Source organism: Rhizobium sp. NZLR11, from assembly GCF_019685115.1.
Lineage (GTDB): Bacteria > Pseudomonadota > Alphaproteobacteria > Rhizobiales > Rhizobiaceae > Rhizobium.
Window position 1 is genome coordinate 30,533 of sequence record NZ_JABDWD010000025.1, and the last position, 25,415, is coordinate 55,947.

Genomic DNA, 25,415 nt, shown 5'->3' on the forward strand with positions numbered 1-25,415 from the left:
CTATTGTTGGCGCTCTTGGGATAGCGCGAGTGGATCGATCTCGTGGCGTCCCCTTAAAGGAAAAGAGTGTGTTTCACAATCCGCCTGTCTCTCCTTCGCCGGTTTCGGGATTTCTGCCCCGGTTTCCGGATTTCGTGGTTCCGGCTTCCGGATTTTACGAAATACCGCCAAGAGAATCGAATGAATTCGCAAGACGAGTCTACCGCCTTTTCCCATACGGTGAAATGACGGCGAAATGGCGGGAGGTTTATGCAGGTCTTTATTTGGCGGCTCTGCTTGGCAGCGCGTGACGAAGCTGCGTCTGCAGGGCGCGCGCGGCGATTTGCCCGTGACGCCAGCTTCCGGCACGGATGAAGGAAGGGATCTGCATGGCCGGCATTGGCCGGGCAAGCGCATAACCCTGCAGCGTGTCGCAGTCGAGTTCTTCGAGAATGCGGATATGATCGGCCGTCTCGACACCCTCGGCGATGACGAGGATGTTCAGCGAGCGACCGATGTCGATGATCGAGCCGACGAGTTTGCGCTGCTCGGCCGATTGCGGCAGCATGCGGATCAGCTCGCGGTCGATCTTCAATGTCTTCGGGCTCAAGCGCAGCAGGCTGACGATCGAGGCATGGCCGGTGCCGAAATCATCGATCTGGATGTCGATGCCGAGCTTGCGCAGCTTTTTCAGGTTGGCGGCCACCGCCTCGTCGCAATCGTCGAGCGAGATCGATTCCAGCAATTCGAAGGCGAACGTGCCGGGCTGGATTTTCAGGGCGCGGAGTTTCTTACCGAGATCGGGATCGGCGAGCCGTCTGGCCGAAACGTTGACCGATATTTTCGGAACCGACAGCCCGTCCTTGATCCAGACGCGGCGATCGGCCATGGCGCGCTCCAGGATCAGGGCGTCGATGGTCGAGACGACGTCGAGGTCTTCAGCGATATCGAGGAAGCGGTCGGGCGTCAGCAGCCCATGCACCGGATGCTGCCAGCGGGCAAGTGTTTCGACGCCTGCGACATCCAGCGTGCGGGCATCGAACTGCAGCTGATAGAAGGGCACGAATTCATTGCGCTCGAGGCCGATCAGGATCTCGTCGGCGAGGTGCTTGGCGGAGATGATGTCGCGGCGGGCAGCAGCCGAGAAAAATTCGAAGCGATTGCGGCCCAGGCCCTTGGCACGATAGAGCGCGATATCGGCATCGAGCAGCATCTGCTTGGCGTCGAGTGTCGGTCCGCTGTCGATGGCGATGCCGATGCTGGCGCCGAAGCGGCAGTCGTGCCCCTCATATCGGACGGGTTTGCGCAATTCGCGGATGACACGTTCGGCAAGGCCGCCGATCTTCTTGGATGCGGGATCGACGATGCAGAGGATGACGAATTCGTCGCCGCCGATGCGGGCCACGAAATCGGCGGCACGGACGGAATTTCTGAGTACGGTTGCGGCATGCCGCAGCATGGCGTCGCCGGCCCGGTGGCCGAGCGTGTCGTTGATCTGCTTGAAGCGGTCGAGATCGATATGCAGGATCGCCAGCGCCAGGCCCTTGGCCCGGCATTCGGCGGAGCGTTCGTCCAGCATCTTGTCGAGATAACGGCGGTTCGGCAGGCTGGTGAGATAATCGTGCAGCGCCAGGTGCTCGATGCTCTCCTTGGCGGCTTCGAGTTCGCGGTTGCGGGCCTCGGCCAGATCCTTGGCGCGCTGCAACTCGTTTCGGAGCGCGACCTCCCCGGTGACGTCCCAATTGGCGCCGATCAGCTTGCGGTGGCCGTTGCCGTCGACGAAGAAGGCCGAGCGGGCGCGGATAACGCGTTCGGCGCCGTCGCCGCGAATGATGCGGTATTCCTGCTGGAAGTCACTTCCGCTTTCGACGCTGCGGTCGGACAAGCCCAGCACGCGCTCGCGGTCGTCGGGATGCAGGCTTTTCGCCCAGGCGTCGCTGGCGATTTGGCGTGGGGCGCCCTGCAGCCCGTATATGGCGATGAGACGCTCATCCCATTCGACGGTCTCATTCTCGATATCCGCCTCGAAGACGCCGATGCGGGAAATTTCCAGCGCCAGATCGAGCCGGCGCGACAAACGCGACAGCGTCTCCTCGGCCTCCTTGCGGGCGGTGATATCGGTATCGGTGCCGACGATCCGCGACGGTACGCCGCTCTCGTTCCATTCGACGCAGGCGCCGCGGCAGTCGATCCACATCCAGTGACCGTCCCTGTGGCGCTCGCGATATTCGAAGATCTGGTAATCCGGGTCGCCGGCGTTTTGCCGGTCGATGGCGTGGATGACGAAATCGCGGTCATCGGGATGGACGAGCTGCAGCCAGGTGTCGTAATCGCCAGCGGCTTCCTCGTCGGGCGCCATGCCGCGCATGGTCTTCCACGTCTGCGAGTAATATTTGCGATCAAGACGGTAGTTGTGATCCCATACGCCAAGGCCGGAGCCGACGAGCGCATGGTTCCACCGGCTCTCCCGCTCCGCTAGGTCGGAATCATCGTCTGCCCCGTTGCCGACGCCTGCCTCGGCCGCTAAGGCCTCGTTATGCGGATCATCGGCCTCTGGATGGGCTTTCTTCACAGGCATTCTCGCTTAATTCACCTCGGTGCAGTCTGCTGTCATTCCATTAAGAAAGACTTAGAAAGCACTTGCGCAACTAGCGGGGCAGCCTGTTTTTCTCAATCAGGCGGAGAGCTTGCTTAGGAACTGGGCGAAGACCATCGTGCCCTCGGGCCAGGGGCCGTGACCGGAATCGGCATTGATATGGCCTGCCTCGCCGGCATCGACGATGAAGGAGCCCCAGCTGCCGGCGATATCGTCGGCATGTTCGTAGCTGCCGAACGGATCGTTGCGGCTCGCCACCGTGATCGACGGGAAGGGCAGCGGATCACGCGGGTAGGGGCCGAAGGTCATCAGGTGCTTCGGGCGGATGTCGGGATTGGCGACATCGGGTGGGGCGACGAGGAAGGCGCCCGCCACCGGCTTGCGGAAATGCGGGATGGCGTGGATCGCCGAGGCCACGCCGAGCGAATGGGCAACGAGGATGACCGGACGGGTCGAGGCGTTCACTTCCTCGGCGATACGGGCGATCCAGTCCTCGCGGACGGGCTTTGTCCATTCGGCCTGTTCGACGCGCCGCGCCGTGCTGAGCTTTGCCTCCCAGCGGCTCTGCCAGTGGCTCGGCCCTGAGTTGGTGTAGCCGGGAATGATGAGGATATCTGCGTCTGAGGCTTTCATAGTGCCGCCGATGTGAGAAAGCTCGGCCAAGATGTCAAGAGGGGACGTGAAGGGAGAGAGCGACACGGGCGTTTTGGTTTGCTATATTGCTCCAGTGCCGGTTGCGGATTTCGTGTCGGCTTGCCCGCCGATTGCGTGTCCGCCGCCGACCAGGTCTCGGCTGAGGAGGAGAAAGCCATGGCGGCATTTCATGTCATGACGGGTGCAGGCGAAAGCTTAGCGCGGCCCGTTGTCAATCGCATCAGTATCGCCGACGTCTTCGACGCGCTGAAGCGCGGGTACGACGATTTCATGGAGAAACCGTCGCATTATGTGTTCCTGTGCCTGATGTACCCGATTGCCGGCGTCTTCCTGACGCTCTGGTCATCGGGCGCCAATCTTTTGCCGATGGTCTTTCCGCTGATGGCAGGTTTCGTGCTGATCGGCCCGATCGCAGCGATCGGCCTTTACGAGATCAGCCGCCGGCGCGAGGCCGGCCTCGACACGTCATGGACGCATGCGCTCGACGTACGCCATTCGCCGGCGCTGCCGTCGATCGTCGCAGTCGGGCTGATGCTTTGTGCGCTTTTCGTCGTCTGGCTGGTGACGGCGCAGACGCTCTACAGCAACCTGCTCGGTGAAGTGTTTCCGCGCAGCATGGCGGATTTCTTCCGCCAGGTCTTCGGCACGGCCGAGGGCATGCAGCTGATCATCTGGGGCAATCTGATCGGCTTCGTCTTTGCGCTCGTCGTGCTGTCGATATCCGTGATTACCTTTCCGCTGTTGCTCGACCGCGATGTCGGAGCGGTGGCCGCCGTCCTCGCCTCGATCCGGGCGACGATTGCCAATCCGGTGCCAGTGCTGCTCTGGGGCCTGATCGTTGCGGCACTGCTCGTGATCGGCACGATCCCGGTCTTTGCCGGACTGGCGCTGGTTATTCCGATTCTTGGCCATGCGACCTGGCATCTTTATCGCAAGCTGATTGCGCGCGAAGGCGTGTAATCGAAGGTTTCCGGGGATCTCGAATTATCGTGATCCCCGGAATTCAAAGCTTCGCCCGTTCCCGGAACCTCGAGACCTCTCGCCGCGTTGTGTGTGACCGGCTTGTGGGAGGATTTCGGAGGTGACGATGCAGCATCTGTTCGCCCGCTTCGCAACCAAGATATCGGAATGGGCGGGCAAACCCGTCATCTTCATTCTGGCGCTCATCGCCGTCGTGATCTGGGCGGCACTCGGCCCCTTCTTCGATTATTCGGAAACTTGGCAGCTGGTCATCAACACCGGCACGACGATCATCACCTTCCTGATGGTTTTCGTGTTGCAGAACGCTCAGACGCGCGACACAAGGGCGATCCAGGCCAAACTCAACGAAATCATCCTGACCAGCCATGCGGAAAATCGCTTCATCGGCATCGAAAATCTCGACGAGGAGGAGCTGAAGCGTCTCGACGAGCTGGTCGCCAAGGCGGCCAAGGGCAGGGGCGAGACGGAGGCTTGCCGGATATCGGAGGCTGCCAACGCGGTGGCGCCGAAAAAGGAGGAGACGAGGAAGCGCGCTATGGCTGCCAAAGCGCCGAAGCAAAAACAACGGCCGCTGAGAGGAGATAGATAGTCAACAATGTCCACAATCATAAAATTCAGTGATTGCAATCCCGTAGGAAAAAATATGTCCTTGTTCTGAAGCTATAGTGTTGATTTCGGGAGGACAGAACATTGGCGGGTTTAATCGCAGAGCTATTAGGAGCGGCGCTTTCAATGGCATTGACAGGAGCGGCCGTTGCATGGGTGCTGCGGAAGTTTACCAGCCTTACACTCGTACAGTCGTATGCCATTGGTGTATTTATCATGACATGTTTTGCGCCGGCGTTATACGTCGCTGGCAGCGATGGGAGAGCGTCCTTCGTTGGCGCATGGATGCAGTATGCAATTGGCGGGGTGGTCGGATTCGTCATCCTGTGCTCAACACGTCCCAAGCGTAAGGACAACAACCCAGACGAAGGTTCTCTTCGTCAGTAGGGCCGTGTAGATAACTTCGGTATAGCCCTTAAGGAAATACAGGCGAGCGCAGGCGCGACAACTGCGGTAACAGAATGTAATTAAGCATGAAAACGGCGCCGTAAAGGCGCCGCAATATTGTCGATTTGGAGAACTCACGCCTCGCCAAACACTCGGCGGAAAATCGTATCCACATGCTTGGTATGATACCCAAGGTCGAACTTCTCCCGAATATCTTCTTCGGATAGCGCAGCCCGCACCTCAGCATCGGCGAGCAGTTCCTCCAAAAAGTCCTTGCCCTGTTCCCATACCTTCATGGCGTTGCGCTGCACCAGGCGGTAGGCGTCCTCGCGGGAGGCGCCGGCTTGGGTCAGAGCCAGGAGGACGCGTTGGGAGTGGACGAGGCCGCGGAATTTGTTGAGGTTCTTCTCCATGGTCTCGGGGTAGACCAGCAGCTTTTCGATGACGCCGGCGAGACGCGAGAGGGCGAAGTCGAGAGTGACGGTCGCATCCGGGCCGATCATGCGTTCGACCGAGGAGTGGGAGATATCGCGCTCATGCCAAAGGGCGACGTTTTCCATGGCTGGCATGGCGTAGGAGCGGACCATGCGGGCAAGGCCGGTGAGGTTTTCGGTCAGCACCGGGTTGCGCTTGTGCGGCATCGCCGAGGAGCCCTTCTGGCCGGGCGAGAAATATTCTTCCACTTCCAGCACTTCGGTGCGCTGCAGGTGGCGGATCTCGGTCGACAGGCGCTCGATGGAGGAGGCGACAACGCCGAGGGTGGCGAAATACATGGCGTGGCGGTCGCGCGGGATGACCTGGGTCGAGACCGGCTCGGCCTTCAGGCCAAGCGCCTCGGCGACATGTTCCTCGACGCGGGGGTCGATATTGGCGAAGGTGCCTACGGCGCCTGAAATGGCGCAGGTCGCGATTTCCTCGCGGGCGGTTACGAGGCGCTGGCGGCAGCGCTCGAATTCGGCATAGGCGAGCGCCAGCTTGATGCCGAAGGTTGTGGGCTCGGCGTGGATGCCGTGCGAACGGCCGATGGTGACGGTGTCCTTGTGTTCGAAGGCGCGGGTTTTGAGCGCCTCGAGCAGGCGGTCGATATCGGCGATGAGGATATCGGTGGCGCGCACCAACTGGACGTTGAAGCAGGTGTCGAGCACGTCTGATGAGGTCATGCCCTGGTGGACGAAACGCGCATCCGGGCCGACGATCTCGGCGAGATGGGTCAGGAAGGCGATGACATCATGCTTGGTGACGGCCTCGATCTCGTCGATGCGGTCGACGTCGAAGGTGGCCGCACCGCCTTTATCCCAGATCGTCTTTGCCGCCGATTGGGGGATGACGCCGAGTTCGGCCAGCGCGTCGCAGGCATGCGCTTCGATCTCGAACCAGATGCGGAACTTGGTTTCGGGAGACCAGATGGCGACCATTTCGGGGCGGGAATAACGCGGGATCATGGGCGGCTGCCTTCACTTCAAGAGATTTGAGCGTTTCGTTTTTACGCAATTCCGGACGGAAAACCGCGGGGCACTTTTCCTGGAATTGCTTCAGTGCCCCTGTAGCAAAGACGGGCGGCAATCTCAACGCATGCGTTTGGCAAGATGATAGCTGCTGGCGACAAGGCAGACGAGGCCAAGCGGCAGGAAAAGGCGAAGACCGATCACCAGAAACTGGTAGACGGCGCTGATGCTGGTGAAGACGAACTGAAAAGCCCAGACGACGCTGCCGAAGGGCGCGTGCCAGCGCGAATAGAAGAGCCGGTATTCCATGGCGAAGAGGAAGGCGGTCATTGCGATCGTGGCGGCCGTCAGCATTACGAAGAAGGCGGCGAAACGCGCCTCGGCCGGCTTGCCATAGGCAAAGAAGCGGGCGACCGGCAGGGCGAAGGGCCAGGCGAAAAGGCCGCCGGCGAAATAGAGCACGGCGACCTCGGCAAGCCGGCTCGTCTGCAGGCCGTTGCGCAGGTAAAGGCCCAGCATGGCGGAGGCGAGCATCTGCGTGCCCCAGAACAATGCGCCGGCAATCAGATCGGGGTAGGGCGGCCATGCAGCTCTGAGACGATCCCTGCTGGGGCGAACCGTCCTCTGGCGATCTGTCCTGGGGCGATCCGGATTCGGGCCATCCATCCTTGGGCGGTCCGGGCTCAGGGATGAACCGGAACGGCGATCCAGCGTCCGTTCCTGTCGGCGTCGAAGGCCAGGATAAGGGCGATGTGAATCTGGTTTCCGGCCTCCGGCTGATAGACCATCGCCCCGCCGATCCGGTATTCCACAGAACAGGCGCGATCGGCCGGAACCGCGGTTGCTTGCCGCGCTGCCTGGCGGTTCGGAGCGCCTTGCTTCTCGATCATCTGCAGGCTGAAGCCGAGCACCCGTTTGTCGCTCGCCGCGCAATCCTTCGGGGCCGGCACCGGCACCTCACCGAGCGAAAGCGTATAGGGCGATTTCGGCGGACCGTCGGTCGCAAGCGTGGTGTAGCGGATGGTCTTTGAAGGAGAACCGAGTTCGGTCGGCGGATTGAAGGCGGCGATCAGGCCGGGATTGGTCAAGAGATCGTATTTATCCATCTGGCTGCGCGCTGCCGTCAGGTTCTGCCGCCGCGCCTTGGAAAGATTGGCGTCCTTGTCGGTCATCTCGGTGTGGAAGGGCGTGCCCTCGAGATATTGGCCGCTGTCGGTATCGACGAAATAGGTGTTGGAGTAGGGGACGCCGCCGCTCTCCTCGATGCCGAATTCCTGAAATCCGAAGACCTTGCCGTCGGCGGAAAAGCCGATCGGCTGGATATTGGCGATGTCGCCGGCAAGGGACAGGCCGGGCAGGCCGGCCAATGCGACCGCAAGCAGGCTACCTAAAATCAGACGCTTCATCATGCTCGTGCCCCTTCGGCTGCCTGACGCAGATCGGCGACGGTCCGGCGATAGTTCTCGACCGTACCGCCCTTGAAAATTGCCGAGCCAGCGACGAGGACGTTGCCGCCGGCGCGGGCGATCGCCGGTGCCGTTTCCATCGTGACGCCGCCATCGACCTCGAGTTCGATCGGCCGATCACCGATCAGTGACTTCGCCGCCGCGATCTTGGCAGCCATTGCCGGAATGAACTTCTGCCCGCCAAAGCCAGGATTGACCGACATGATCAGGATGAGGTCGACATCGTCGAGCACGTTTTCGATGGCGCTGAGCGGGGTTGCCGGATTGATCGTCACCCCGACCTTCTTGCCGAGATTGCGGATGGTCTGCAGCGAGCGGTGCAGATGCGGCCCGGCTTCGGCATGGACGGTGATCCGGTCGCAGCCGGCCTTGGCGAAGGCTTCGAGATAGTCGTCGACCGGCGAGATCATCAGATGGCAGTCGAAGGTGGCTGAGGTATAAGAGCGTAGCGACTTGATGACATCGGCGCCGAAGGAGATGTTCGGCACGAAATGCCCGTCCATCACGTCGAGATGGATCCAGTCGGCGCCGGCGGCCGTGACGTTGCGCACCTCCTCGCCGAGCCTGGCGAAATCCGCCGCGAGGATCGAGGGGGCAATGCGAATGGGCAGCGTCATCAAATATCACTCCGTATGGGCTGCCATTTGACCGTGGCGCCCGAATTCAAGGCTGGTGCGCCGCTGCTCATTGCGGCGGCGCGGCCGGTGGAAAAAAGCCGTTGCCCCGCCATTCGAGCAGGCGATACGGGTTTTGCGAAAGTTCATGCGCGGCGGTGAAGACGATGGCGCCGACCGGCGTCTGGAATGTCGTGCCCATCAGTGCCTCCTGGAAAGGCTTGCCGGCCGCAGCGGCGGCTTCCGCGGCCTGGCCGGCAATCAGTGCCGCTGCCAGCGACGGCAGGACATAGCCTTCCGGCTCGATGCCTTTGGTACGCAGCGCGTCGGCTGCAGCCGTGCCTTCCGGCAGAGCGGCGTATTCGGGCAGGGCGACGGCGCGTACGCCGGCATTGAGCGGCAGCGGCTGGTCGGCGGCGCGCGTGGCATCGCCGCCGAGAATGGACAGCGGGATGTTTTCCGCCTTGGCGTCGCGGGCGATGATGGCGACATCGTTGCGATCGCCGCCGATGAAAACCCTGCTCGCACCGGCCCGTTTCAGGCGGCGCACGAGAGCGATCTGCTGCTCCTGTCCTGGCCGGTAGGTATCGGTAAAGACCGGCTTCAGGCCGTTCTGCTCCAGCGCATTGCGCACCGCTTCCGTCAGTTCGCGGCCATGGATGGTGCCGTCCTCGATCAGTGCGATCGGATCTGCGGCCCAGTCCTTCAGGATCACTTCGTTGATCTTTGCGGCTTCGGCGCCATCGGCGGGCGCCAGGCGAAACAGCGGCCAGCCGTTTTTCAGCGCATCCTCCATCAGGATGCGGGAGCGCGCCGAGACGGTCATCGCAGGAATGTTGGCGTCCTTCAGCTTCGGCAGCGCGCCTTCCAGCGTCTCGCTACAGAGAAAGCCGACCGCGACCTGCACCTTGGCTGCAACCAGCGCATCGGCAATCGCAGCGCCACTATTGTCCTCGCAGGTCTCGTTGATGGCGACGAGGGTATTGCCGGACTGCTGGATCTCGAAACCGGCGCCGGCGGCAATCTGGGCGCCGAGCAAAGCGAGCGGGCCGTTTTGAGGGGCGACGACGCCGATCGTCACGCCGGCCGCATGGCCTTGCGCCGCCGCTCCCAGCAGCGCCAGAAAGGCTGCTATGCCACGCAGGTTGATCATGAAAGGCGGAGATCCCTAAGCCATCGTCCATGCCCTTTTATCCGCAAGGCCGCGATCGTCAAAGAAAAACAAGCGTGAAGCAGTGCTTTTCACCGGTCCTATTGTAGAAAAGGTAACTGATGCTCGCCATATTGGCGCGATAACAAGTCGATCCATGCAGAAAAGCACGGGAGAAGCAGGTGTTGAACAGGCAGCATATCGACCCCGGTCTTTATCGAGACGCCATGAGCCGTTATGCCGGCCATGTGCAACTCGTGACGACGGCGATGGGCGAGTTGCGCCGCGGCGTCACCATCACCGCCGCCTGCTCGGTCTCGGACAATCCAGCCTCGGTGCTGATCTGCCTCAACAACACCAATCCGAAGAACGAGATCTTTTTCCGTAGCGGCGTCTTCGTGCTGAACACGCTCGGCGCTCATCATCAGGGCGTTGCCGACGCCTTTTCCGGACGGACGTCGCTTGCCGATAGCGAGCGTTTCGCCAGCGCTCGTTTTGAGACGCTGGTCACCGGCGCGCCTGTGCTCGCCGATGCGCTCGCAGCCTTCGATTGCCGGGTGACCGACATCAAGGAAATGCCGACGCACAATGTCATCTTCGGCGAGGTCGCGGCCGTGCGCTTCAGCGAAAAGCACGCGGCGCTCGTCTATATGAACCGGGATTATCACGCGCTGTGATTTTCAGGATCTCGAGGGATTAGAATGGACACTGCCGGCATCGAGGAAATGTTTCAGGGGCTCGGTCCCGTCACGGTCAAGCGCATGTTCGGCGGCAAGGGCATCTATCATCTCGGGCGCATCATCGCGCTCGAAGTGCGGGACGAGATGTTGCTGAAGGCCGACGAGACGAGCGCCCCTGAATTTGCCGCCGCCGGCGCCACGCAGTGGAGCTACGAGGGCAAGAAGGGCAAGCCGGTGAAGATGCCCTACTGGTCGATCCCCGACGAGGCTTACGACGATCCCGATCTGATGGCGAAATGGGTGCGGCTTGCCTATGAGGCGTCGCTGCGCGCCGATAGCTGACCGCGTTCGGCTGAGGGCAGCGCTGCGATCGCAGCCTTGGTGAAGGCCGACAACGGCGAGGGTAAATCAGTCAGGGGAAACCAGCCGAAATCCGAAAGCTTGTCCGGTTCCGTCAGTTGCGGCTCGCCTTCGACGTCGCAGGCGAGATAGAGAAGCGAAATCCAGTGCTGGCGGTCGGTATCGATGATCTGTTCGGTCATGCCGATTTTCTCGATCCGACCGATCTTGAGGCCGGTTTCTTCCTCGGCCTCGCGGCGCGCAGCCTGCTCGGCCGGCTCCATGTGGTCGACCTTGCCGCCGACGATATTCCAATAGCCGGCTTCCGGTGGACGCAGGCGTTTATACAGGAGTACCTTGGCGTCGCGCAGAATCACCAGGCCGACGCCGAAGCCCGGAAAATCGAGACCGGGCTTACCCATTGGACGTTCAGATCTTGGCGCTGCCGGCGATCAGCATGAAGGCCGGGATATCGTCGCCGAAGCCGACCGGGGTCGGGCCGTCGTCGTGGTCGCGATGGCGGCGGCGGTCGCGGCTGTCATCGTTTGCCGGATAAGGCCGGCTGTTGCGCGCATTGTTTTGCGGCTTCTGCTCTGCTTTGCGCTCGTTCTTCACGATGTCGGCCTTTACTGGTGCTGCTTGGATCACGTCTACGCCATTATCCTGGATGTCGTTATCAGATTTATGAACCGAGGCGCTGCGATTGCCGCGTCCGCGCCCACGATCCCTCTCACCCCGTTCACTCTTTGCGCCACGCTCGCGGCTGTTGCGCCGCGGGCGCTCGCTTTCGGCGCTTTCTTCTGCCGGCGGCAAGGAATTCACATCGCCGCTCAGCCACTCGACCTTTTGGCCGATCAGCTTTTCGATCGCATCGACGAATTTGGTGTCGCGCTTGGTGACGAGCGTGAAGGAGGCACCCGAGCGGCCGGCACGGCCGGTGCGGCCGATGCGGTGGACGTAATCCTCGGAGTGGATCGGCACGTCGAAATTGAAGACGTGGCTGACATCGGGAATGTCGAGGCCGCGGGCGGCGACGTCGGAGGCAACCAGCAGCTGGAGATTGCCGTCACGGAAGCTCTGCAGCGTCATCGTGCGGGAGCGCTGATCCATATCCCCATGCAGGGCACCGACGGAGAAGCCGTGGCGCTCCAGCGACCGGAAGAGATCGGCAACATCCTTCTTGCGGTTGCAGAAGACGATGGCGTTCTTGAGTTCGGTCTGGGCGCGGACGAGTTCGCGCAGAACCGCGCGCTTCTCGTAGTCCTTACCGTGCGAGGCGACGAAGCGCTGCGTCACGGTCTCTGCGGCCGACGCCGGCTTTGCCACTTCGATGCGCTCGGGATTTTGCAGGAAGCGGTCGGCAAGCTTCTGGATCTCCGACGGCATGGTTGCCGAGAAAAACAGCGTCTGGCGGGTGAATGGGATCATCTTGGCGATGCGCTCGATATCGGGGATGAAGCCCATGTCGAGCATGCGGTCGGCCTCGTCGATGACGAGGATCTCGACGCCGCTCATCAAAAGCTTGCCGCGCTCGAAATGGTCGAGCAGGCGGCCTGGCGTGCAAATCAGCACGTCGGCGCCGCGCTCGAGCTTGCGATCCTGGTCCTCGAAGGAAACGCCGCCGATCAGCAGGGCGACGTTGAGACGGTGGTTCTTGCCGTATTTTTCAAAATTCTCGGCGACCTGGGCGGCGAGTTCGCGCGTCGGCTCGAGAATCAGCGTACGGGGCATGCGGGCGCGGGCGCGCCCCTTTTCCAGAAGCGACAGCATCGGCAGAACGAAGGATGCCGTCTTGCCAGTGCCCGTCTGCGCGATGCCGCAAATATCGCGGCGCTCGAGCGCAAAGGGAATGGCTCCCGCCTGAATAGGCGTGGGGATCGTGTAGCCCGCGTCGGTAACAGCGGATAGCACTTTTTGGCTCAAGCCAAGGTCAGCGAATGTCGTCAAAGGGAAAACTGTTTCCGTTTCGGTTCGGCCGAGCTCTGAACGAGTCGGCGGGATTGCGTGCCGCAATGCAGCGCGACATAGCCCCGAATGGCCGGCAAGTCAAGAATTAGAGAGGCCGCACCCGGTACAGAGTGAAGCGATGGTTACCTCACGGCTGTTACTTGATATAGGTGGCGAGTTTAAGGCCGGCATTCATGAAATATACTGGATCGACCGCGTGGCCGTCCTGGCGCACCTCATAGTGCAGATGCGTTCCCGTCGAGCGGCCGGTGCTGCCGGCAAGGCCGATGACGTCATTGCGGTCGACCGTGTCGCCGACCTTGACCAGCACTTGCGACATATGGCCGTATCGCGTCGATATGCCGTTGCCGTGATCGACTTCGACCATGTTGCCGTAACCGCCGGTCCAGCCGGCGGCGATGACCTTGCCAGGCGCCGACGGGCGGATCTTCTCGCCCGGCGTGAAGCGGAAATCGATGCCGGAATGCAGCGCGAGCCGGCCGAGGAAAGGGTCGCGGCGATTGCCGAACGGGCTGGTCACGTCCTTGCCGAGCGCGGGATTGCGGAAGGGCAGGGATTCGGCGGTGCTGCGCACGGACTCCAGCCGGGTCAGCGCGCCGTCGAGCGCTGCCAGCGAATTGTTGAAGTCGTCGTTGCTTTCAGGCTCGACATAGGGGCCGCCGACGGCATCGTCGTCTTGCCTCGCCGCAGTCTCCTCCGGCACCGGAATCTTGAAGCGGGTCAGCACGGTGCCGATGACATTGGCGGCATTGCCGGCGTCGCTCGTCAGCTGCTCGACGCGGTTGCGCTGGTCCTGTTCGACACCCTTCAGCGACAGCGTCACGTTGGAGAAGATGCGGTCGGCACGGTCGCCGACCGTCTCGGCGGCCGGCACATAGGCAAGCGTGGAATTGTCGGGTGTCGCATCGGCGGGGGCGCCGCTCGCCAGCTGTTTCTCGATCGCCTGGATGCCGCCACCGGTCAGCGAAGCGCGCTTGTCCTTGATATCAGGGGCATAGGACTGAACGGGCGAAGAGGGGGCAGCGAGAGCGCCGTCCTTTTCCGTCAGGCCGGAGCTTTCCGCCCGGTCGAGCAGATTGTCGAGCTTGCCATGGCGCGAGGTCAGCGCCATCTGCTGCTCCATCAGCTTGTCGACCTTGTCCTCGACCACCTGCTGGTCGAGGAGCTGCCGGGAGGTGATGCGGTCGACTTGCGCGCGAAGGGCGGCGATGCGGTCTTCATAATCGTGCTGCATGCGGGTTTGCCGCGCCATGGTGGCGCCGATCAGATCGTCGCGCAGCACGAGATAGGAGGTGGCTAGGAGATAGCCGATCGAAAAGGCGCCGACGAGGCAGACAGCAAGGGCTGCCATCCACGGCCGGACCGTCATGTGGCGGACCTTATCGCCGCTTGCGAGGATCAGGATATGCTCCTGCGCCCGCCTGCCGAATACCCGGTGCTGATGTCCGCTGTCCACGCAGGCTCTCCCGATTGATGCGCTACGCCTCTTTCGGAAAATTAGACACTCTTATGGTTAACGAATGCTTTCTTTGTCGCCGCCCGCGCCAGAAATACCAGCTATTTCAGGCGTGGCTGATCGATGCGAGCGCGCGGTAGAAGGATGGGGTCAGGCCGGCCTCGGCGCGGGCAAGATCGTTGAAGGGCGGCTTCAACGGTCCGCGGAAATTGGCGCGCACCAGCTCCTGGAAGGCTTTTGCCGGGTCGCGCTTCTCCCGGGCGCATAGGAAGCGGAACCATTTGGCGCCGACGGCGACGTGGCCTTTCTCGTCGTTGTAGATGACGTCGAGGACCGCGGCACTTTCGAGATCGCCGGTCTGGCGCATCTTTGCCTGCAGCGACGGCGTGACGTCGAGGCCGCGGGCTTCGAGAATCAGCGGCACGACGGCGAGCCTTGCCGTCAGATCGTTGCGCGTCGAATGGGCGGCCTGCCAGAGCCCGTCATGGGCGGGCAGATCGCCATAATCGGCGCCGAGATCGTTGAGGCGGGCGCGCACCATGCGGAAATGCTTCGCCTCCTCGAAGGCAACCTGCATCCAGCCGTCGAAAAAGGAGTTCGGCACCTGCTCGGTTGCGAATCGCGCGACGATATCGAGCGCCAGATCGACGGCATTGAGCTCGATGTGGGCGATGGCATGCAGCAGGGCGATCCGGCCTTTCAACGTATGCAGCGAGCGCTTTTCCACCTGGGTCGGCGGCGTCAGCAGCGGTCTGTCAGGACGGCCGGGCCTGTCCGGCAACGCTGCATCGAGCGGCGAGCGCAACGACACCCGGCGGGCAAACCAGCGGGTGGCGCTTTCCTGCGCCAGCGCAGTCTTGCGGTCGAGATCGGCGGAGCAGATGGCATCGATTGCGCCGCCGCGCAGCGACGTTATCGCAAGATCTCCGGTCACGCGGCCAGATTCCGCACCGCCTCGAGCACGGTTTCGGCATGGCCCTGCACCTTCACCTTCTGCCAGATGGTGGCGATCGTGCCGTCCTGGCGGATGAGGAAAGTGGTGCGCTCGACGCCCATGAAATTGCGGCCGTACATGCTCTTTTCCTTCCAGACGCCATAGGCCTGCAACGTGGTCTTTTCCTCGTCCGAGGCAAGCGCCACCGAAAGACGGTGTTTCCTGACGAATTTGTCATGGCAGGCGGCCGAATCGGGCGACATGCCGATGACGGCCACACCCGCTGCCTCGAACTCGCCTGCCAGCGCGGTGAAGGCCAGTGATTCGGCGGTGCAGCCTGTCGTATCGTCCTTGGGATAGAAGAACAGGACGAGTGGCCTGCCCTGGAATTCGGCCAGCGAGACGCGGCCGCCGCCGTCGCGGGGAAGGTTGAAATCAGGAGCCGTGGCGCCGATGCCTGGAACCGCCATTGGGAAAACCTTTCTTTTGCCGGGTTTGTGGATGACACTTTCTCTCCCCGAATTATATAGTGGACGGAAACCCGTCCAGCATGGCCGGGTTCAATTCTTCATTTAAAGGGAGAGCCCGAAGGCGCATGTCAGCCATCCGCGGCGAAAAGGTCACGTTTCGCAAGAAGGATATCGTTGCGCTGGACCGCTTGCCGTCCGCTCAGGCCGAGGATCCGATCATCGTCCATTGCCCGCCGCCGCGTTCGCCGATGCGCCGGACAGCGAAGCTGACCGCGGGATTTCTGGGCCTGATCCTCCTTGTTCTCGCGGCGATCGTCTTTACCGTCGAGAGCGGCATGTTCGACAAGCCGCTGTCGCAGCAGGCGCAGGCGGCGTTGAACGGCGTGGCCGGACCGCGTTACCACGCCGAGGTCGGCTCCACCGTCATCCGTTTCACCTCGGATTTCCGGCTGGCGCTGGAAGCGCGCAACGTCAACATGATCGATGAGCAGAGCGGCCAGCACCTGTCGACGACGGGTTCGGTGCGCCTGGGGCTCGATCCGCTGCAGCTTTTCCGCGGCCGCATCGCCGTCACCGACATCGAAGCGGAGGATATCGCGCTCGATACCGCGCTTTTGCCCTCCGGCAATCCTCTGACGCTCGACGATCTGCGCATCGACGCCATGCCGGCGGCGACGGAGAAGATCTTCTCGCAATTCGACATGTTCGACAGCGTCGTGACCCGGGGCTCAACCAATTCGGTACGGATCTCCGGCATAACTATCAAGCTTGCCGATACCGCCAACGGCCCACTGTCGCTGGTCGTCGACAACCTCGTCTTTGCCCATGCCGGCCCATCCTCGCTGCAATTGAGCGGCGAGGTGGCGCTGAACGGCGAGGTGGCGAAGCTCGATGTACTGGCCGAGAAGGAAGACGGCCACGTATCGAAGGTGGTGGCGACGCTCAGGCATGCCGACCTCACGCCCTTTTCGCTCAAACGCAACGATCAAGGCGTGATCCGGCAGGGGCTCAGCGCGTTTGCCGACCTGACGGTGTCGGCCACCAGGGGGCGCGATGGCGTGGAGCCGGCGCTTGCGGCGACGATCGACATCGATCCCGGCCTGATCTATGCGGATGGCGATCCGCAGGAGCTATCGGGCGGGCAGATCAACCTCGTCTATGATTTCGCCAAGCAGACGCTCGAGATCGCCCGGTCGAATGCCCGGTTCGGCGCGACCACGCTTCCGATCAACGGCGCGCTGATCGATCTCGACAAGCTCGACCCGCAGGCCGGCAAGGGCTTCGGCATCGATCTGCTGGTCAGCGGCGGCATGGCAGCCCCCAGCGGCTCCGGCGAGCAGCCGCTCTCTTTCGATATCCAGGCGACCGGGCGCTACCTTGTCGCCGGGCGGGAATTCCAGTTTCCCAATATGGCCGTCTCCAGCTCGCTCGGCGCGCTTTACGGGGCACTGCACGTCAAGCTCGGGGGCAAATCGCCGGAGATCAGCTTTGCCGGCCAGTCGGCACAACTGCAGACGACGGCGATCAAGCAAATGTGGCCATTCTGGATGGCGCCCAAGGTGCGCACCTGGGTACAGGGCAACCTCTTCGGCGGCACCGTCACCAACGCTGCCATCTCCGTGTTCATTCCCTTCGGCAGGCTGGACGAGGCAGCCGGCGGCAAGGGGTTGAAGCTCGACGCCAACCAGATCCGCATCGGCTTCGACATCACGGGAGCGCGGATGAACGTTGCCGGCGACATTCCGCCGATCCGTGACACCTCGGCCCATTTCGACCTGGCCGGCCCGGTTGCGACGATCGCGATCAAAAGCGGCACGTCGTTTTTCCCCTCCGGCCGATCCGTCGGTCTCGGGCAGGGAACCTTCATCATGCCCGCCACCTACGACAAGCCGCTGATGGCGGATATCGATCTTACGGTCTCCGGGGCAGCGGATGCCGTCGGCGAGCTTCTGACCTACAGACCGATCCGGGTGCTGCAGCGCGCCGGCTTTACGCCCGACGATTTCAAGGGGCGGATCGAGGCGAACGTGAAGGCGCATTTCGGCCTGCTCGCCTCGCAGAACCCGCCGCCGGCCGAATGGACGGCGGCCATGAAGCTCACCGATGTCGATCTTGGCAAGCCGTTTTCCGGCCGCACGATCAGCAATCTCAACGGTACGCTGAACGGCAATCCGAAACAGATCACGCTCGACGCCAAGGCCCAGATCGATGGCGTCCCCGCCGATATCGATCTTACCGAACCGGTCGAGGCATCCGACAGTGCGAAGCGGCAGCGGGTGATCACCGCGACGCTTTCCGAGGAGCAGCGCAACAAGCTGATCCCCGGCCTTTCCGGAATCGTCGGCGGCAGCGTGAAGATGGTGCTGACGCGGATCGACGACGACCGGCAGGACGTTCAGCTCGAGCTTACCCGGTCGCAACTCGACCTGCCGTGGATCGGCTGGTCGAAGGGCAGCGGCATTGCAGCTTCGGCCGAATTCGAAACCTCCGGCCCGGCCGACGATACCCAGATCAAGAACTTTCGGCTGAAGGGCGACGGTTTCGGCGCCAACGGATCGATGAACATCGGCAAAAATGGGCTGATCTCAGCCGATTTCGACAGCGTCAAACTCTCCTCGCTGGACGATTTCGCCCTGTCGGTGAAGCGCAGCAAGGGCAATTTCGACGTCTCGGTCTCCGGCGACAGCGCCGATGCGCGGCCAGTTATCGCGCGGCTGAAATCGGGCTCGGGCGATGGCGATGGTGACGGGGATGCCGGCGACACCGGCGTATCGGTGCGTGCCAGGCTGAAAAACGTCATCGGCTTCAACGATGAGAAGATCGGCAATTTCCAGGCGCAGGTGTCACTTCGCGGCGACAAGCTGCAAGCGCTGAACTTTTCCGCCGTTACCGACAGCGGTGAAGCCGTGGTCAGCCAGATGAAGGACGGTGGCGTCATCAACATCACCAGCGGCGATGCCGGCGCGGTCTCGCGTTTTGCCGATCTCTACAAGCACATGCAGGGCGGCCTGCTCAATCTGGCAATCAGGCTTTCGGCACAGGGCGGCTGGGACGGTTCGCTCGACGTGCGCCGGTTCTCGATCGTCAACGAACAACGGCTGCGCTCGATCGTCTCGACGCCTGTCGGCAACGAGCAGCGCAGCCTCAACGAAGCCGTCAAGCGCGAGATCGATACCTCGTCGCAACGCTTTCAGCGCGGCTTTGCCCGCGTCGTCTCGCGCGATGGCATGGTCGGCATCGAGAATGGCGTGCTGCGCGGCGACCAGATCGGCGCGACCTTCCAGGGCGTGGTGCGCGACCGCAAGGGCAATATGGACATGACCGGCACCTTCATGCCGGCCTACGGCCTAAACCGGCTGTTTGCCGAACTGCCGCTGATCGGCGTCATCCTCGGCAACGGCAGCGACCGCGGCCTGATCGGCATCACCTTCAAGCTCACCGGCAAGTTCGACCAGCCAAACCTGCAGATCAACCCGCTGTCGATCATCGCACCGGGTGTCTTCCGGCAGATCTTCGAATTCCAGTAGGGCGCGGAACCTAAAGCGCGTCGCATCAAATTTGAATCATGCGGCGCGCTTTAGTTCTTTGTTTTTATGCATGTCGTTTTCCCGGAACCGCTGCACACTTCCGGTCGACATGCATTAAATTTCCTTGCGCCTGAGGAGATAGTCGAGGCCACCGACGCGGTACCAGCGATAGCCATAGGCGTCGAGCACGACGGTGTGGCAGCCTTTCTCGTCCGCTTCGCTGCTCGCGCCGTCGGCGATATCGATCAACTGTCGCCCGTCTTTGCCTCTGTCCGGATCGAAGGTGACTTCTGCCGGCTGCGCATGCAGATTGTGCAGGATCAACACGGAATTGCCGCGCCAGTCGTAACGAAGCGCTAGCACGCCGTCGTTTCCGGTGTCGACCACAGCGAAATCGCCCCAGCCGATCTCAGGAGCTTCCTTGCGCATCCGGATCATTCGTTCGGTCCAGTTCAGCAATGAATTGGCATCGCGCCGCTGCTCGGCGACGTTGACATGCTGGAAGCCGTAGGGGCCGTCCTTGATGACAGGCGAGACAGGCTTTCGACTTTTGGTGAAACCGCCTTCCGGTTCGGTCGACCACTGCATCGGCGTGCGGGCGCAATTGCGTTCTGGCAGAGCGAGATCGTCGCCCATGCCGATCTCGTCGCCGTAACGGATGACCGGCGTTCCGGGCAGCGAAAACAGCAGGCTGTAGGCCATCTCGATCCTGTGGCGGTCGCCGCCGAGCATCGGCGCCAGGCGACGGCGAATGCCCCTGTTATAGAGCTGCATGTCCTTTTCAGGCCCGAAGGCGGCAAAGACGGCGTCGCGCTGCTTTTCCGACAGCCGGCCGAGATCCAGTTCGTCGTGGTTGCGGAGAAACAGGCCCCATTGCGCGGTTGCCGGGCGCGGTTTCGTCGTCTCCATCGCCTTCTTTAGCGGTCGCGTATCGGCGCTGGCAAGAGCATAAAACAGCGCCTGATTGACCTGGAAATTGAACATCATCTGCATGCGGTCGCCATCGTCGCCGAAATATTCGAAATTGTCCTTCGGCAGGATGTTGGCTTCGGCGAGGATGATGGAATCGCCGAGCCGCCACTGCAGGAATTCGCGAAATTTTCTCAACATGTCGAACTGCTCGACCGGCTTGCTGACATCGGCGCCTTTCCTAGCGATGATGAAGGGGGCGGCATCCATCCGAAAGCCGGAGACGCCGAGCTGGATCCAGAAGCCCATGATCTTGAGGATTTCGGCCTGCACCTCGGGATTGGACGTGTTGAGATCGGGCTGATGATCGTAGAAACGGTGGAAATAATAGGCCTTGGCCTTCTCGTCATGGGTCCATGTGGTCTTCTGGACGCCGGGGAAGACCATGCCCTGATCGGCATTCGCGGGCTTTTTCTCAGACCAGACGTACCAATCGCGATAGCGTGACTGCGGATCGCTCCTGGCCTCCTGGAACCAGGGATGATCCTTGGATGTGTGATTGATCACCAGATCGATCAACACGCGGATACCGCGCTGCTTGGCGCCGTGGGTGAATTCGACGAAGTCGCCGAGCGTGCCGTAGCGTGGGTCGACATTGTAATAATCCGAGACGTCGTAACCGTCGTCGCGACCGGGTGAAGCCTGGAAGGGCATCAGCCAGATTGCCGTCACGCCGAGGCCGGAGAGATAGTCGAGGCGCCGCATCAGCCCCTGAAAATCGCCGACGCCGTCACCGTTTGCATCCATGAAGGTCTCGACCGACAGGCAGTAGATGACGGCGTTTTTATACCAGAGGTCGTTGATCATGCCGGCGCTCCAATCCAATCTGGTCGCAAATCCCGGCGGGCGGAAAAGGTTCCGATAAAGCGCTGATTGTCGTGCGGCTTGTTCGCTAATTCCGACTTATACTGACAAGTCCGACATTGATGCTTTGCCTATTTTAGGTAACTCTGATGTAATGTGAATCCCGGCCCGCAAAACGGTCGGCGCAATGTCGGAGGATGCCATGCAGTGCGCTCGGACAGTCTCGTTCCTATCGGTCGCGGTGGCCGCTGCTGCAGCCGGCCACCATGCGTCATACTCTGCAGAGAAGAGCGAGCGGCTGAAACCGCCGGAGCTCATCCGTTCCGCCCATGTACTGGCGGTTCCTCTCGATGCGACGGTGACACCGCCGATCTTCTCGATCAGCTGGTGGTCCCGCGTGACGCACGCGCCAGACGTCAATCCACCACCCTATGTATTCCGGGAGGCCGAACGAACGGACGCGGCATCTCGGCCCGGAGTTGAGTGAGGGGTGCGCGCCAACGCATGAGTTGGGCAAAGAAAAAGCCGGCGCGAGCGCCGGCTTTGATTTGTTCGCAATTGAAGCCGCTTACGCCGCGCGGCGGATCAGGATGTGCTTCTTTTTGCCGAGCGAGAGCTTGATGACGCCGTCGGCGGTGATTTCGTTGCTGCCGATCAGCCGGCGCTCGTCGCTGACGGCCTCGTCGTTGATGCGCACCGCGCCGCCCTGGATGTGACGGCGAGCCTCGCCATTCGAGCCGGCAAGACCAGCGCGGACCATCAGCGACAGCAGGCCGATGCCGCCGTCGAGTTCGGTGCCAGGGATGTCGACCGAAGGCAGGTTTTCGGCGACGCGGCCTTCCTCGAAGGTCTTGCGCGCCGTTTCGGCGGCCTGATCGGCGAATTCTCGGCCGTGCAGGATCGCCGTTACCTCAGTCGCGAGGATCTTCTTGACCTCGTTGATCTCCGAACCGCCGAGCGCCGAGAGACGGGCGATTTCATCCATCGGCAGCGTCGTGTAGAGCTTCAGGAAGCGCGAGACGTCGGCGTCCTCGGTGTTGCGCCAGTACTGCCAGAAATCGTAGGCCGAGAGCATGTCGGCGTTCAGCCAGATAGCGCCCGTCGCCGACTTGCCCATCTTGGCGCCCGACGACGTCGTCAGCAGCGGCGATGTCAGTGCATAAAGCTGCGGTGTCCCCATGCGGTGACCGAGATCGATACCGTTGACGATATTACCCCACTGATCCGAACCGCCCATCTGCAGACGGCAGCCATAGCGCTTGGCGATCTCGACGAAGTCGTAGGCCTGGAGGATCATGTAGTTGAATTCCAGGAAGGACAGCGACTGTTCGCGGTCAAGGCGCGTCTTCACGCTGTCGAAGGACAGCATGCGATTGACGGAGAAGTGCTTGCCGACATCGCGCAGGAATTCGAGGTAGTTCAGCGAGCGCAGCCATTCGGCATTGTTGATCATCAGCGCGTCCTTCGGACCGTCGCCGTAATTCAGATAATTGGAGAAGGCGCGCTTGATCGAGGCGATGTTGCCTTCGATCGTATCCACGGTCATGAGCTGGCGCGCCTCTTCCTTGAAGGAGGGGTCGCCGACCATACCGGTGCCGCCGCCCATTAGCGAAATGGCCCGATGACCGGTCTTCTGCATCCAATGCAGCATCATGATCTGGATCAGCGAGCCGGCGTGCAGGCTGGGCGCCGTCGGATCGAAGCCAATATAAGCCGTCACGGTTTCCTTGGCGAACAGGTCGTCGAGGCCGCGTTCATCGGAGACCTGATGAATGAAGCCGCGCTCTTTCAGCGTGCGGAGGAAATCGGACTTGAACTCGGACATGGCTTTCGTCTCTTGGTGTCTGCGTTTGACCCATATGGCTTCACGCAAGTTCGTTGTTGTTGATCTATCGCGGCGCGTTTAGCACTGTTTTTATAAAAGTGCATCCGGGAATCGCATGGGAGGCAAGCCGCATGGATGTCATCAGAACCGCGATCGGCCTGATGAGCGGCACGTCGATGGATGGAATCGATGTGGCGCTGCTCAGGACCGACGGCCGCGGCTTCATCGAGCGTGGCCCGTTCATGGGGGTACCCTATGACGCCGATTTTCGCGAGCGGCTGAAACGGGCGCTGGAACTGGCGCGGCCGCTGACCGACAGGAACGAGCGGCCCACTGAGCTTGGCGACATCGAGCGCGAGTTGACCCAACGGCATGCAATTGCCGTGACGGCATTCCTGGAGCGTTTTGGACTTGCTGCCGATGCCGTCGATGTTCTCGGCTTCCACGGCCAGACGGTGCTTCACCGGCCCGAAGAGGGGCTAACAATCCAGATCGGCGACGGCGGGGAATTGGCGCGCCGAACCGGCATATCGTTGGTCTATGACATGCGGGCCAACGATATGGTTCACGGCGGCCAGGGCGCACCGCTGGTGCCTGCCTATCACGCAGCGCTCGCGGGAAAATTCCAGCAGGCCGGGCAGGCTGTCTGTTTCGTCAATATCGGCGGGATCTCCAATCTGACCTTCATCGGCACGGACGGGCGGATATCGGCCTTCGATAGCGGCCCGGGCAATACGCTGATCGACCAGTGGGTGGAGATGCAGACCGGCAAAACCTTTGATCCCGGCGGCGAGATCGGCGGACGCGGCAAGGTGGTGGCCGCTCTCGCGGAGCGATATCTGGAAAGCCCGTTTTTTCGCGGCAATATCCGGCGTTCGCTCGATCGCGGCGATTTCGCACCGCTTCGGGTTGGGGAGGCGAGCCTTGAGGACGGCGCCCGGACGCTGGCGCACGTCGCCGCCGCGTCGATTGTCAAATCCGCCGGTTTCCTGCCGGAGACCCCGTCGACCTATATCGTCTGCGGCGGCGGGCGGCTGAACGGCACCTTGATGGCGGAACTTTCGGCCATGGCCGAAGCGCTGGGGTCGAAGGTATTGACCGCCGAAGAGGCCGGCTTCGACGGCGACGCGATGGAGGCCGAGGCCTGGGCCTATCTCGCCGTGCGCTCGCTGGATGGGCTGCCATTGACATTTCCAGGCACGACGGGGGTCGCCGCTCCCGTCAGCGGCGGGGTGCTGGCAAGGCCATGAGCGTGAGGATCATCCTCACGACGCCGCGGCTCAGTGTCGTCATGCACGGCTTTCTAACTCACCGCTGACACGCGGCCGGCAAAGATCTAACTCTTTACGGCAATCGGCCGGACATTGGATTTGCGCCCCGCCTGATTGCCATCCTCGACGCCCCTGACCTGGGCGATGAACGAAAACTTCTTGCGAAGGCCGAGGATCGGTTTCTCGATGAAATGCCAGGACAGCACCGCGACGGCGAGAGCCGAGGGCAAGCCGACGAGATAGAGCGCCAGCGCACCGTATTTCGGGTAGAGAAAGACCGTGGGGAACGAGCTGATCCAGATCTGCAAGAACGGGTCATGGTAGAGGTAGACGCCGTAGGAATAGTCGCCTTTCCTGAAAAAGGCCGGAATGGGCACCTCCGACAGGCCGAGGAAGACTGTGATGTAAACCAGCGAGGTGATGACGATCGGCCGGTTGATCACTGACTCCACAGCCCGGCTGTCGAGGGTGAGAATGGCGACGATGCAAACCAGGCAGGCGGCGGCGAATAGCCATCGGGAATACGGAATGACCGCTTTAAACTGAAAGACGGCGATGCCCATCATGAACGCCGTAATCAGCTGGGAGCCCCGGCTCATGAACAGGAAGCGCGCGATCGGCTTGATCGAGCCCGGGAACAGATAGGGCATCTTCTGCACGATGAGGCCGATGACGATATAGGCGGCCGTCACGGCAAGCAGCTTGTAGCGGGTCTTCACGATGGCGGTGACCATCAGGAACGACATGATGATGTAGCAGAATATCTCCCAGGGAACCGTCCAGAGCGCGCCGTTGACACGTTGGCTCGGATTATCCTGGAAAACGCCAGGCAACTCGTAATGGATCCAGCCGACGATATTCAGGAAGTATTTGAAAAATCGCGGATCGGTAAAATATTCGGAGTGATAGACGATTGTTATGATCGGCCCGATGATCAGCGAACAAACGACGATATCGACGGCAAGTGCCGGGACGATGCGCAAGCCACGATTGATCAGGAAGTTCCGGAGGCTCAGTCGCTGGGCGCTGCCGGCGATCAGAAATCCGCTCAACGCGAAAAACATCGGAACAAGAGCGTATTCAGCAAACCAGAATACCGACCCCCTGATGAAGGCATCATTCCTTGTCAGCAAAAAGGAATGGGTCAATACGATAGAAAAGGCGAGCCCAATTCGAAGAAAATCGAACCCCGGACCGATACCCCTATACTTATCCAGGACTTCCCCGAACGACTTGGTCATTGCGGACCTCGCTTTAGTTAGGATCGCGAGGAACCTACCGCACTGCAATATAG

The 25,415-nt window shown here is 61.7% G+C and carries 22 protein-coding genes; 7 read left to right on the forward strand and 15 right to left on the reverse strand.

Annotated elements, in window-relative coordinates; translation table 11 throughout:
- Window positions 1-259 precede the first annotated feature (259 nt).
- The gene (locus tag HJB83_RS29515) at window positions 260-2,557 is read right to left on the reverse strand and encodes a bifunctional diguanylate cyclase/phosphodiesterase (protein ID WP_207580622.1); all 2,298 of its coding nucleotides are present in this window, start codon (window positions 2,555-2,557) and stop codon (window positions 260-262) included.
- 96 nt (window positions 2,558-2,653) lie between these two features.
- Window positions 2,654-3,208, reverse strand: a complete 555-nt coding sequence (locus tag HJB83_RS29520) for an alpha/beta hydrolase (RefSeq protein WP_207580621.1) — start codon at window positions 3,206-3,208, stop codon at window positions 2,654-2,656.
- A 177-nt stretch (window positions 3,209-3,385) separates the two neighbouring features.
- Between HJB83_RS29520 and HJB83_RS29525 the strand changes: the two genes are divergently transcribed.
- Together HJB83_RS29525 and HJB83_RS29530 are read left to right on the forward strand one after the other, a co-directional pair.
- A complete protein-coding gene (locus HJB83_RS29525; RefSeq protein ID WP_207580620.1) occupies window positions 3,386-4,189 on the forward strand; it encodes a DUF2189 domain-containing protein in 804 nt (267 codons plus the stop codon).
- Between the two features lie 127 nt (window positions 4,190-4,316).
- Window positions 4,317-4,799 (forward strand): low affinity iron permease family protein, encoded by a 483-nt coding sequence (locus tag HJB83_RS29530; RefSeq protein ID WP_221133119.1) that lies wholly within the window; start codon window positions 4,317-4,319, stop codon window positions 4,797-4,799.
- Between the two features lie 538 nt (window positions 4,800-5,337).
- On the opposite strand, the gene purB is transcribed toward HJB83_RS29530, so the two are convergent.
- From purB to HJB83_RS29555, 5 genes are all read right to left on the reverse strand, one after another.
- Window positions 5,338-6,645, reverse strand: a complete 1,308-nt coding sequence (gene purB / locus HJB83_RS29535) for an adenylosuccinate lyase (protein ID WP_221159696.1) — start codon at window positions 6,643-6,645, stop codon at window positions 5,338-5,340.
- Window positions 6,646-6,768: 123 nt separating this feature from the next.
- Entirely contained in the window at window positions 6,769-7,314 is a 546-nt protein-coding gene (locus tag HJB83_RS29540; RefSeq protein WP_221133121.1) for a hypothetical protein, read from the reverse strand.
- A 17-nt stretch (window positions 7,315-7,331) separates the two neighbouring features.
- Complete coding sequence (locus HJB83_RS29545) at window positions 7,332-8,057, reverse strand: DUF2259 domain-containing protein (protein ID WP_221133122.1); 726 nt, start codon at window positions 8,055-8,057, stop codon at window positions 7,332-7,334.
- Complete coding sequence (gene rpe, locus HJB83_RS29550) at window positions 8,054-8,731, reverse strand: ribulose-phosphate 3-epimerase (protein WP_221133123.1); 678 nt, start codon at window positions 8,729-8,731, stop codon at window positions 8,054-8,056. Before rpe ends, HJB83_RS29545 begins: the two co-directional genes overlap by 4 nt.
- Window positions 8,732-8,798: 67 nt before the next feature.
- Window positions 8,799-9,881: an ABC transporter substrate-binding protein gene (locus HJB83_RS29555; protein ID WP_207580614.1), complete on the reverse strand. Its 1,083-nt coding sequence runs from the start codon at window positions 9,879-9,881 to the stop codon at window positions 8,799-8,801.
- Between the two features lie 179 nt (window positions 9,882-10,060).
- Here HJB83_RS29555 and HJB83_RS29560 point away from each other — a divergent pair, with 179 nt between their 5' ends.
- Both HJB83_RS29560 and HJB83_RS29565 read left to right on the forward strand, forming a co-directional pair.
- Window positions 10,061-10,555: a flavin reductase gene (locus HJB83_RS29560; RefSeq protein ID WP_207580613.1), complete on the forward strand. Its 495-nt coding sequence runs from the start codon at window positions 10,061-10,063 to the stop codon at window positions 10,553-10,555.
- Window positions 10,556-10,579: 24 nt separating this feature from the next.
- On the forward strand, window positions 10,580-10,900 hold the full coding sequence (locus HJB83_RS29565; RefSeq protein ID WP_164014291.1) for a TfoX/Sxy family protein: 321 nt from the start codon (window positions 10,580-10,582) through the stop codon (window positions 10,898-10,900).
- On the opposite strand, the gene HJB83_RS29570 is transcribed toward HJB83_RS29565, so the two are convergent.
- The 5 genes from HJB83_RS29570 to HJB83_RS29590 form a co-directional block, all read right to left on the reverse strand.
- Window positions 10,870-11,319 carry an NUDIX domain-containing protein gene (locus HJB83_RS29570; protein WP_207580612.1) on the reverse strand — a complete coding sequence of 150 codons (450 nt, stop codon included), beginning with the start codon at window positions 11,317-11,319 and terminating at the stop codon, window positions 10,870-10,872. The two genes, HJB83_RS29565 and HJB83_RS29570, sit on opposite strands and share 31 nt — an antisense overlap.
- A 7-nt stretch (window positions 11,320-11,326) precedes the next feature.
- A complete protein-coding gene (locus HJB83_RS29575) occupies window positions 11,327-12,844 on the reverse strand; it encodes a DEAD/DEAH box helicase (RefSeq protein ID WP_207580611.1) in 1,518 nt (505 codons plus the stop codon).
- 157 nt (window positions 12,845-13,001) lie between these two features.
- The gene (locus HJB83_RS29580) at window positions 13,002-14,321 is read right to left on the reverse strand and encodes a peptidoglycan DD-metalloendopeptidase family protein (RefSeq protein ID WP_221133124.1); all 1,320 of its coding nucleotides are present in this window, start codon (window positions 14,319-14,321) and stop codon (window positions 13,002-13,004) included.
- Between the two features lie 106 nt (window positions 14,322-14,427).
- The gene (locus HJB83_RS29585) at window positions 14,428-15,255 is read right to left on the reverse strand and encodes a ferritin-like domain-containing protein (RefSeq protein WP_207580609.1); all 828 of its coding nucleotides are present in this window, start codon (window positions 15,253-15,255) and stop codon (window positions 14,428-14,430) included.
- Window positions 15,252-15,725 (reverse strand): peroxiredoxin, encoded by a 474-nt coding sequence (locus tag HJB83_RS29590; RefSeq protein ID WP_207580608.1) that lies wholly within the window; start codon window positions 15,723-15,725, stop codon window positions 15,252-15,254. The genes HJB83_RS29585 and HJB83_RS29590 overlap by 4 nt, the downstream gene beginning before the upstream one ends.
- 125 nt (window positions 15,726-15,850) lie before the next feature.
- Here HJB83_RS29590 and HJB83_RS29595 point away from each other — a divergent pair, with 125 nt between their 5' ends.
- Window positions 15,851-19,252 (forward strand): AsmA-like C-terminal domain-containing protein, encoded by a 3,402-nt coding sequence (locus HJB83_RS29595; RefSeq protein ID WP_221133125.1) that lies wholly within the window; start codon window positions 15,851-15,853, stop codon window positions 19,250-19,252.
- A 114-nt stretch (window positions 19,253-19,366) separates the two neighbouring features.
- On the opposite strand, the gene HJB83_RS29600 is transcribed toward HJB83_RS29595, so the two are convergent.
- Window positions 19,367-21,028, reverse strand: coding sequence for an alpha-amylase family protein (locus HJB83_RS29600; RefSeq protein ID WP_207580606.1), 1,662 nt, complete (start codon window positions 21,026-21,028; stop codon window positions 19,367-19,369).
- A 199-nt stretch (window positions 21,029-21,227) separates the two neighbouring features.
- Here HJB83_RS29600 and HJB83_RS29605 point away from each other — a divergent pair, with 199 nt between their 5' ends.
- Window positions 21,228-21,512: a hypothetical protein gene (locus HJB83_RS29605; RefSeq protein WP_207580605.1), complete on the forward strand. Its 285-nt coding sequence runs from the start codon at window positions 21,228-21,230 to the stop codon at window positions 21,510-21,512.
- A gap of 81 nt (window positions 21,513-21,593) precedes the next feature.
- Here the strand turns inward: HJB83_RS29605 and tyrS are convergent, their stop codons facing one another.
- A complete protein-coding gene (gene tyrS, locus HJB83_RS29610; RefSeq protein WP_207580604.1) occupies window positions 21,594-22,850 on the reverse strand; it encodes a tyrosine--tRNA ligase in 1,257 nt (418 codons plus the stop codon).
- Between the two features lie 131 nt (window positions 22,851-22,981).
- Between tyrS and HJB83_RS29615 the strand changes: the two genes are divergently transcribed.
- A complete protein-coding gene (locus HJB83_RS29615; RefSeq protein WP_221133126.1) occupies window positions 22,982-24,100 on the forward strand; it encodes an anhydro-N-acetylmuramic acid kinase in 1,119 nt (372 codons plus the stop codon).
- Between the two features lie 86 nt (window positions 24,101-24,186).
- Here the strand turns inward: HJB83_RS29615 and HJB83_RS29620 are convergent, their stop codons facing one another.
- Window positions 24,187-25,362, reverse strand: a complete 1,176-nt coding sequence (locus HJB83_RS29620; protein ID WP_207580602.1) for an acyltransferase — start codon at window positions 25,360-25,362, stop codon at window positions 24,187-24,189.
- Window positions 25,363-25,415 lie beyond the last annotated feature (53 nt).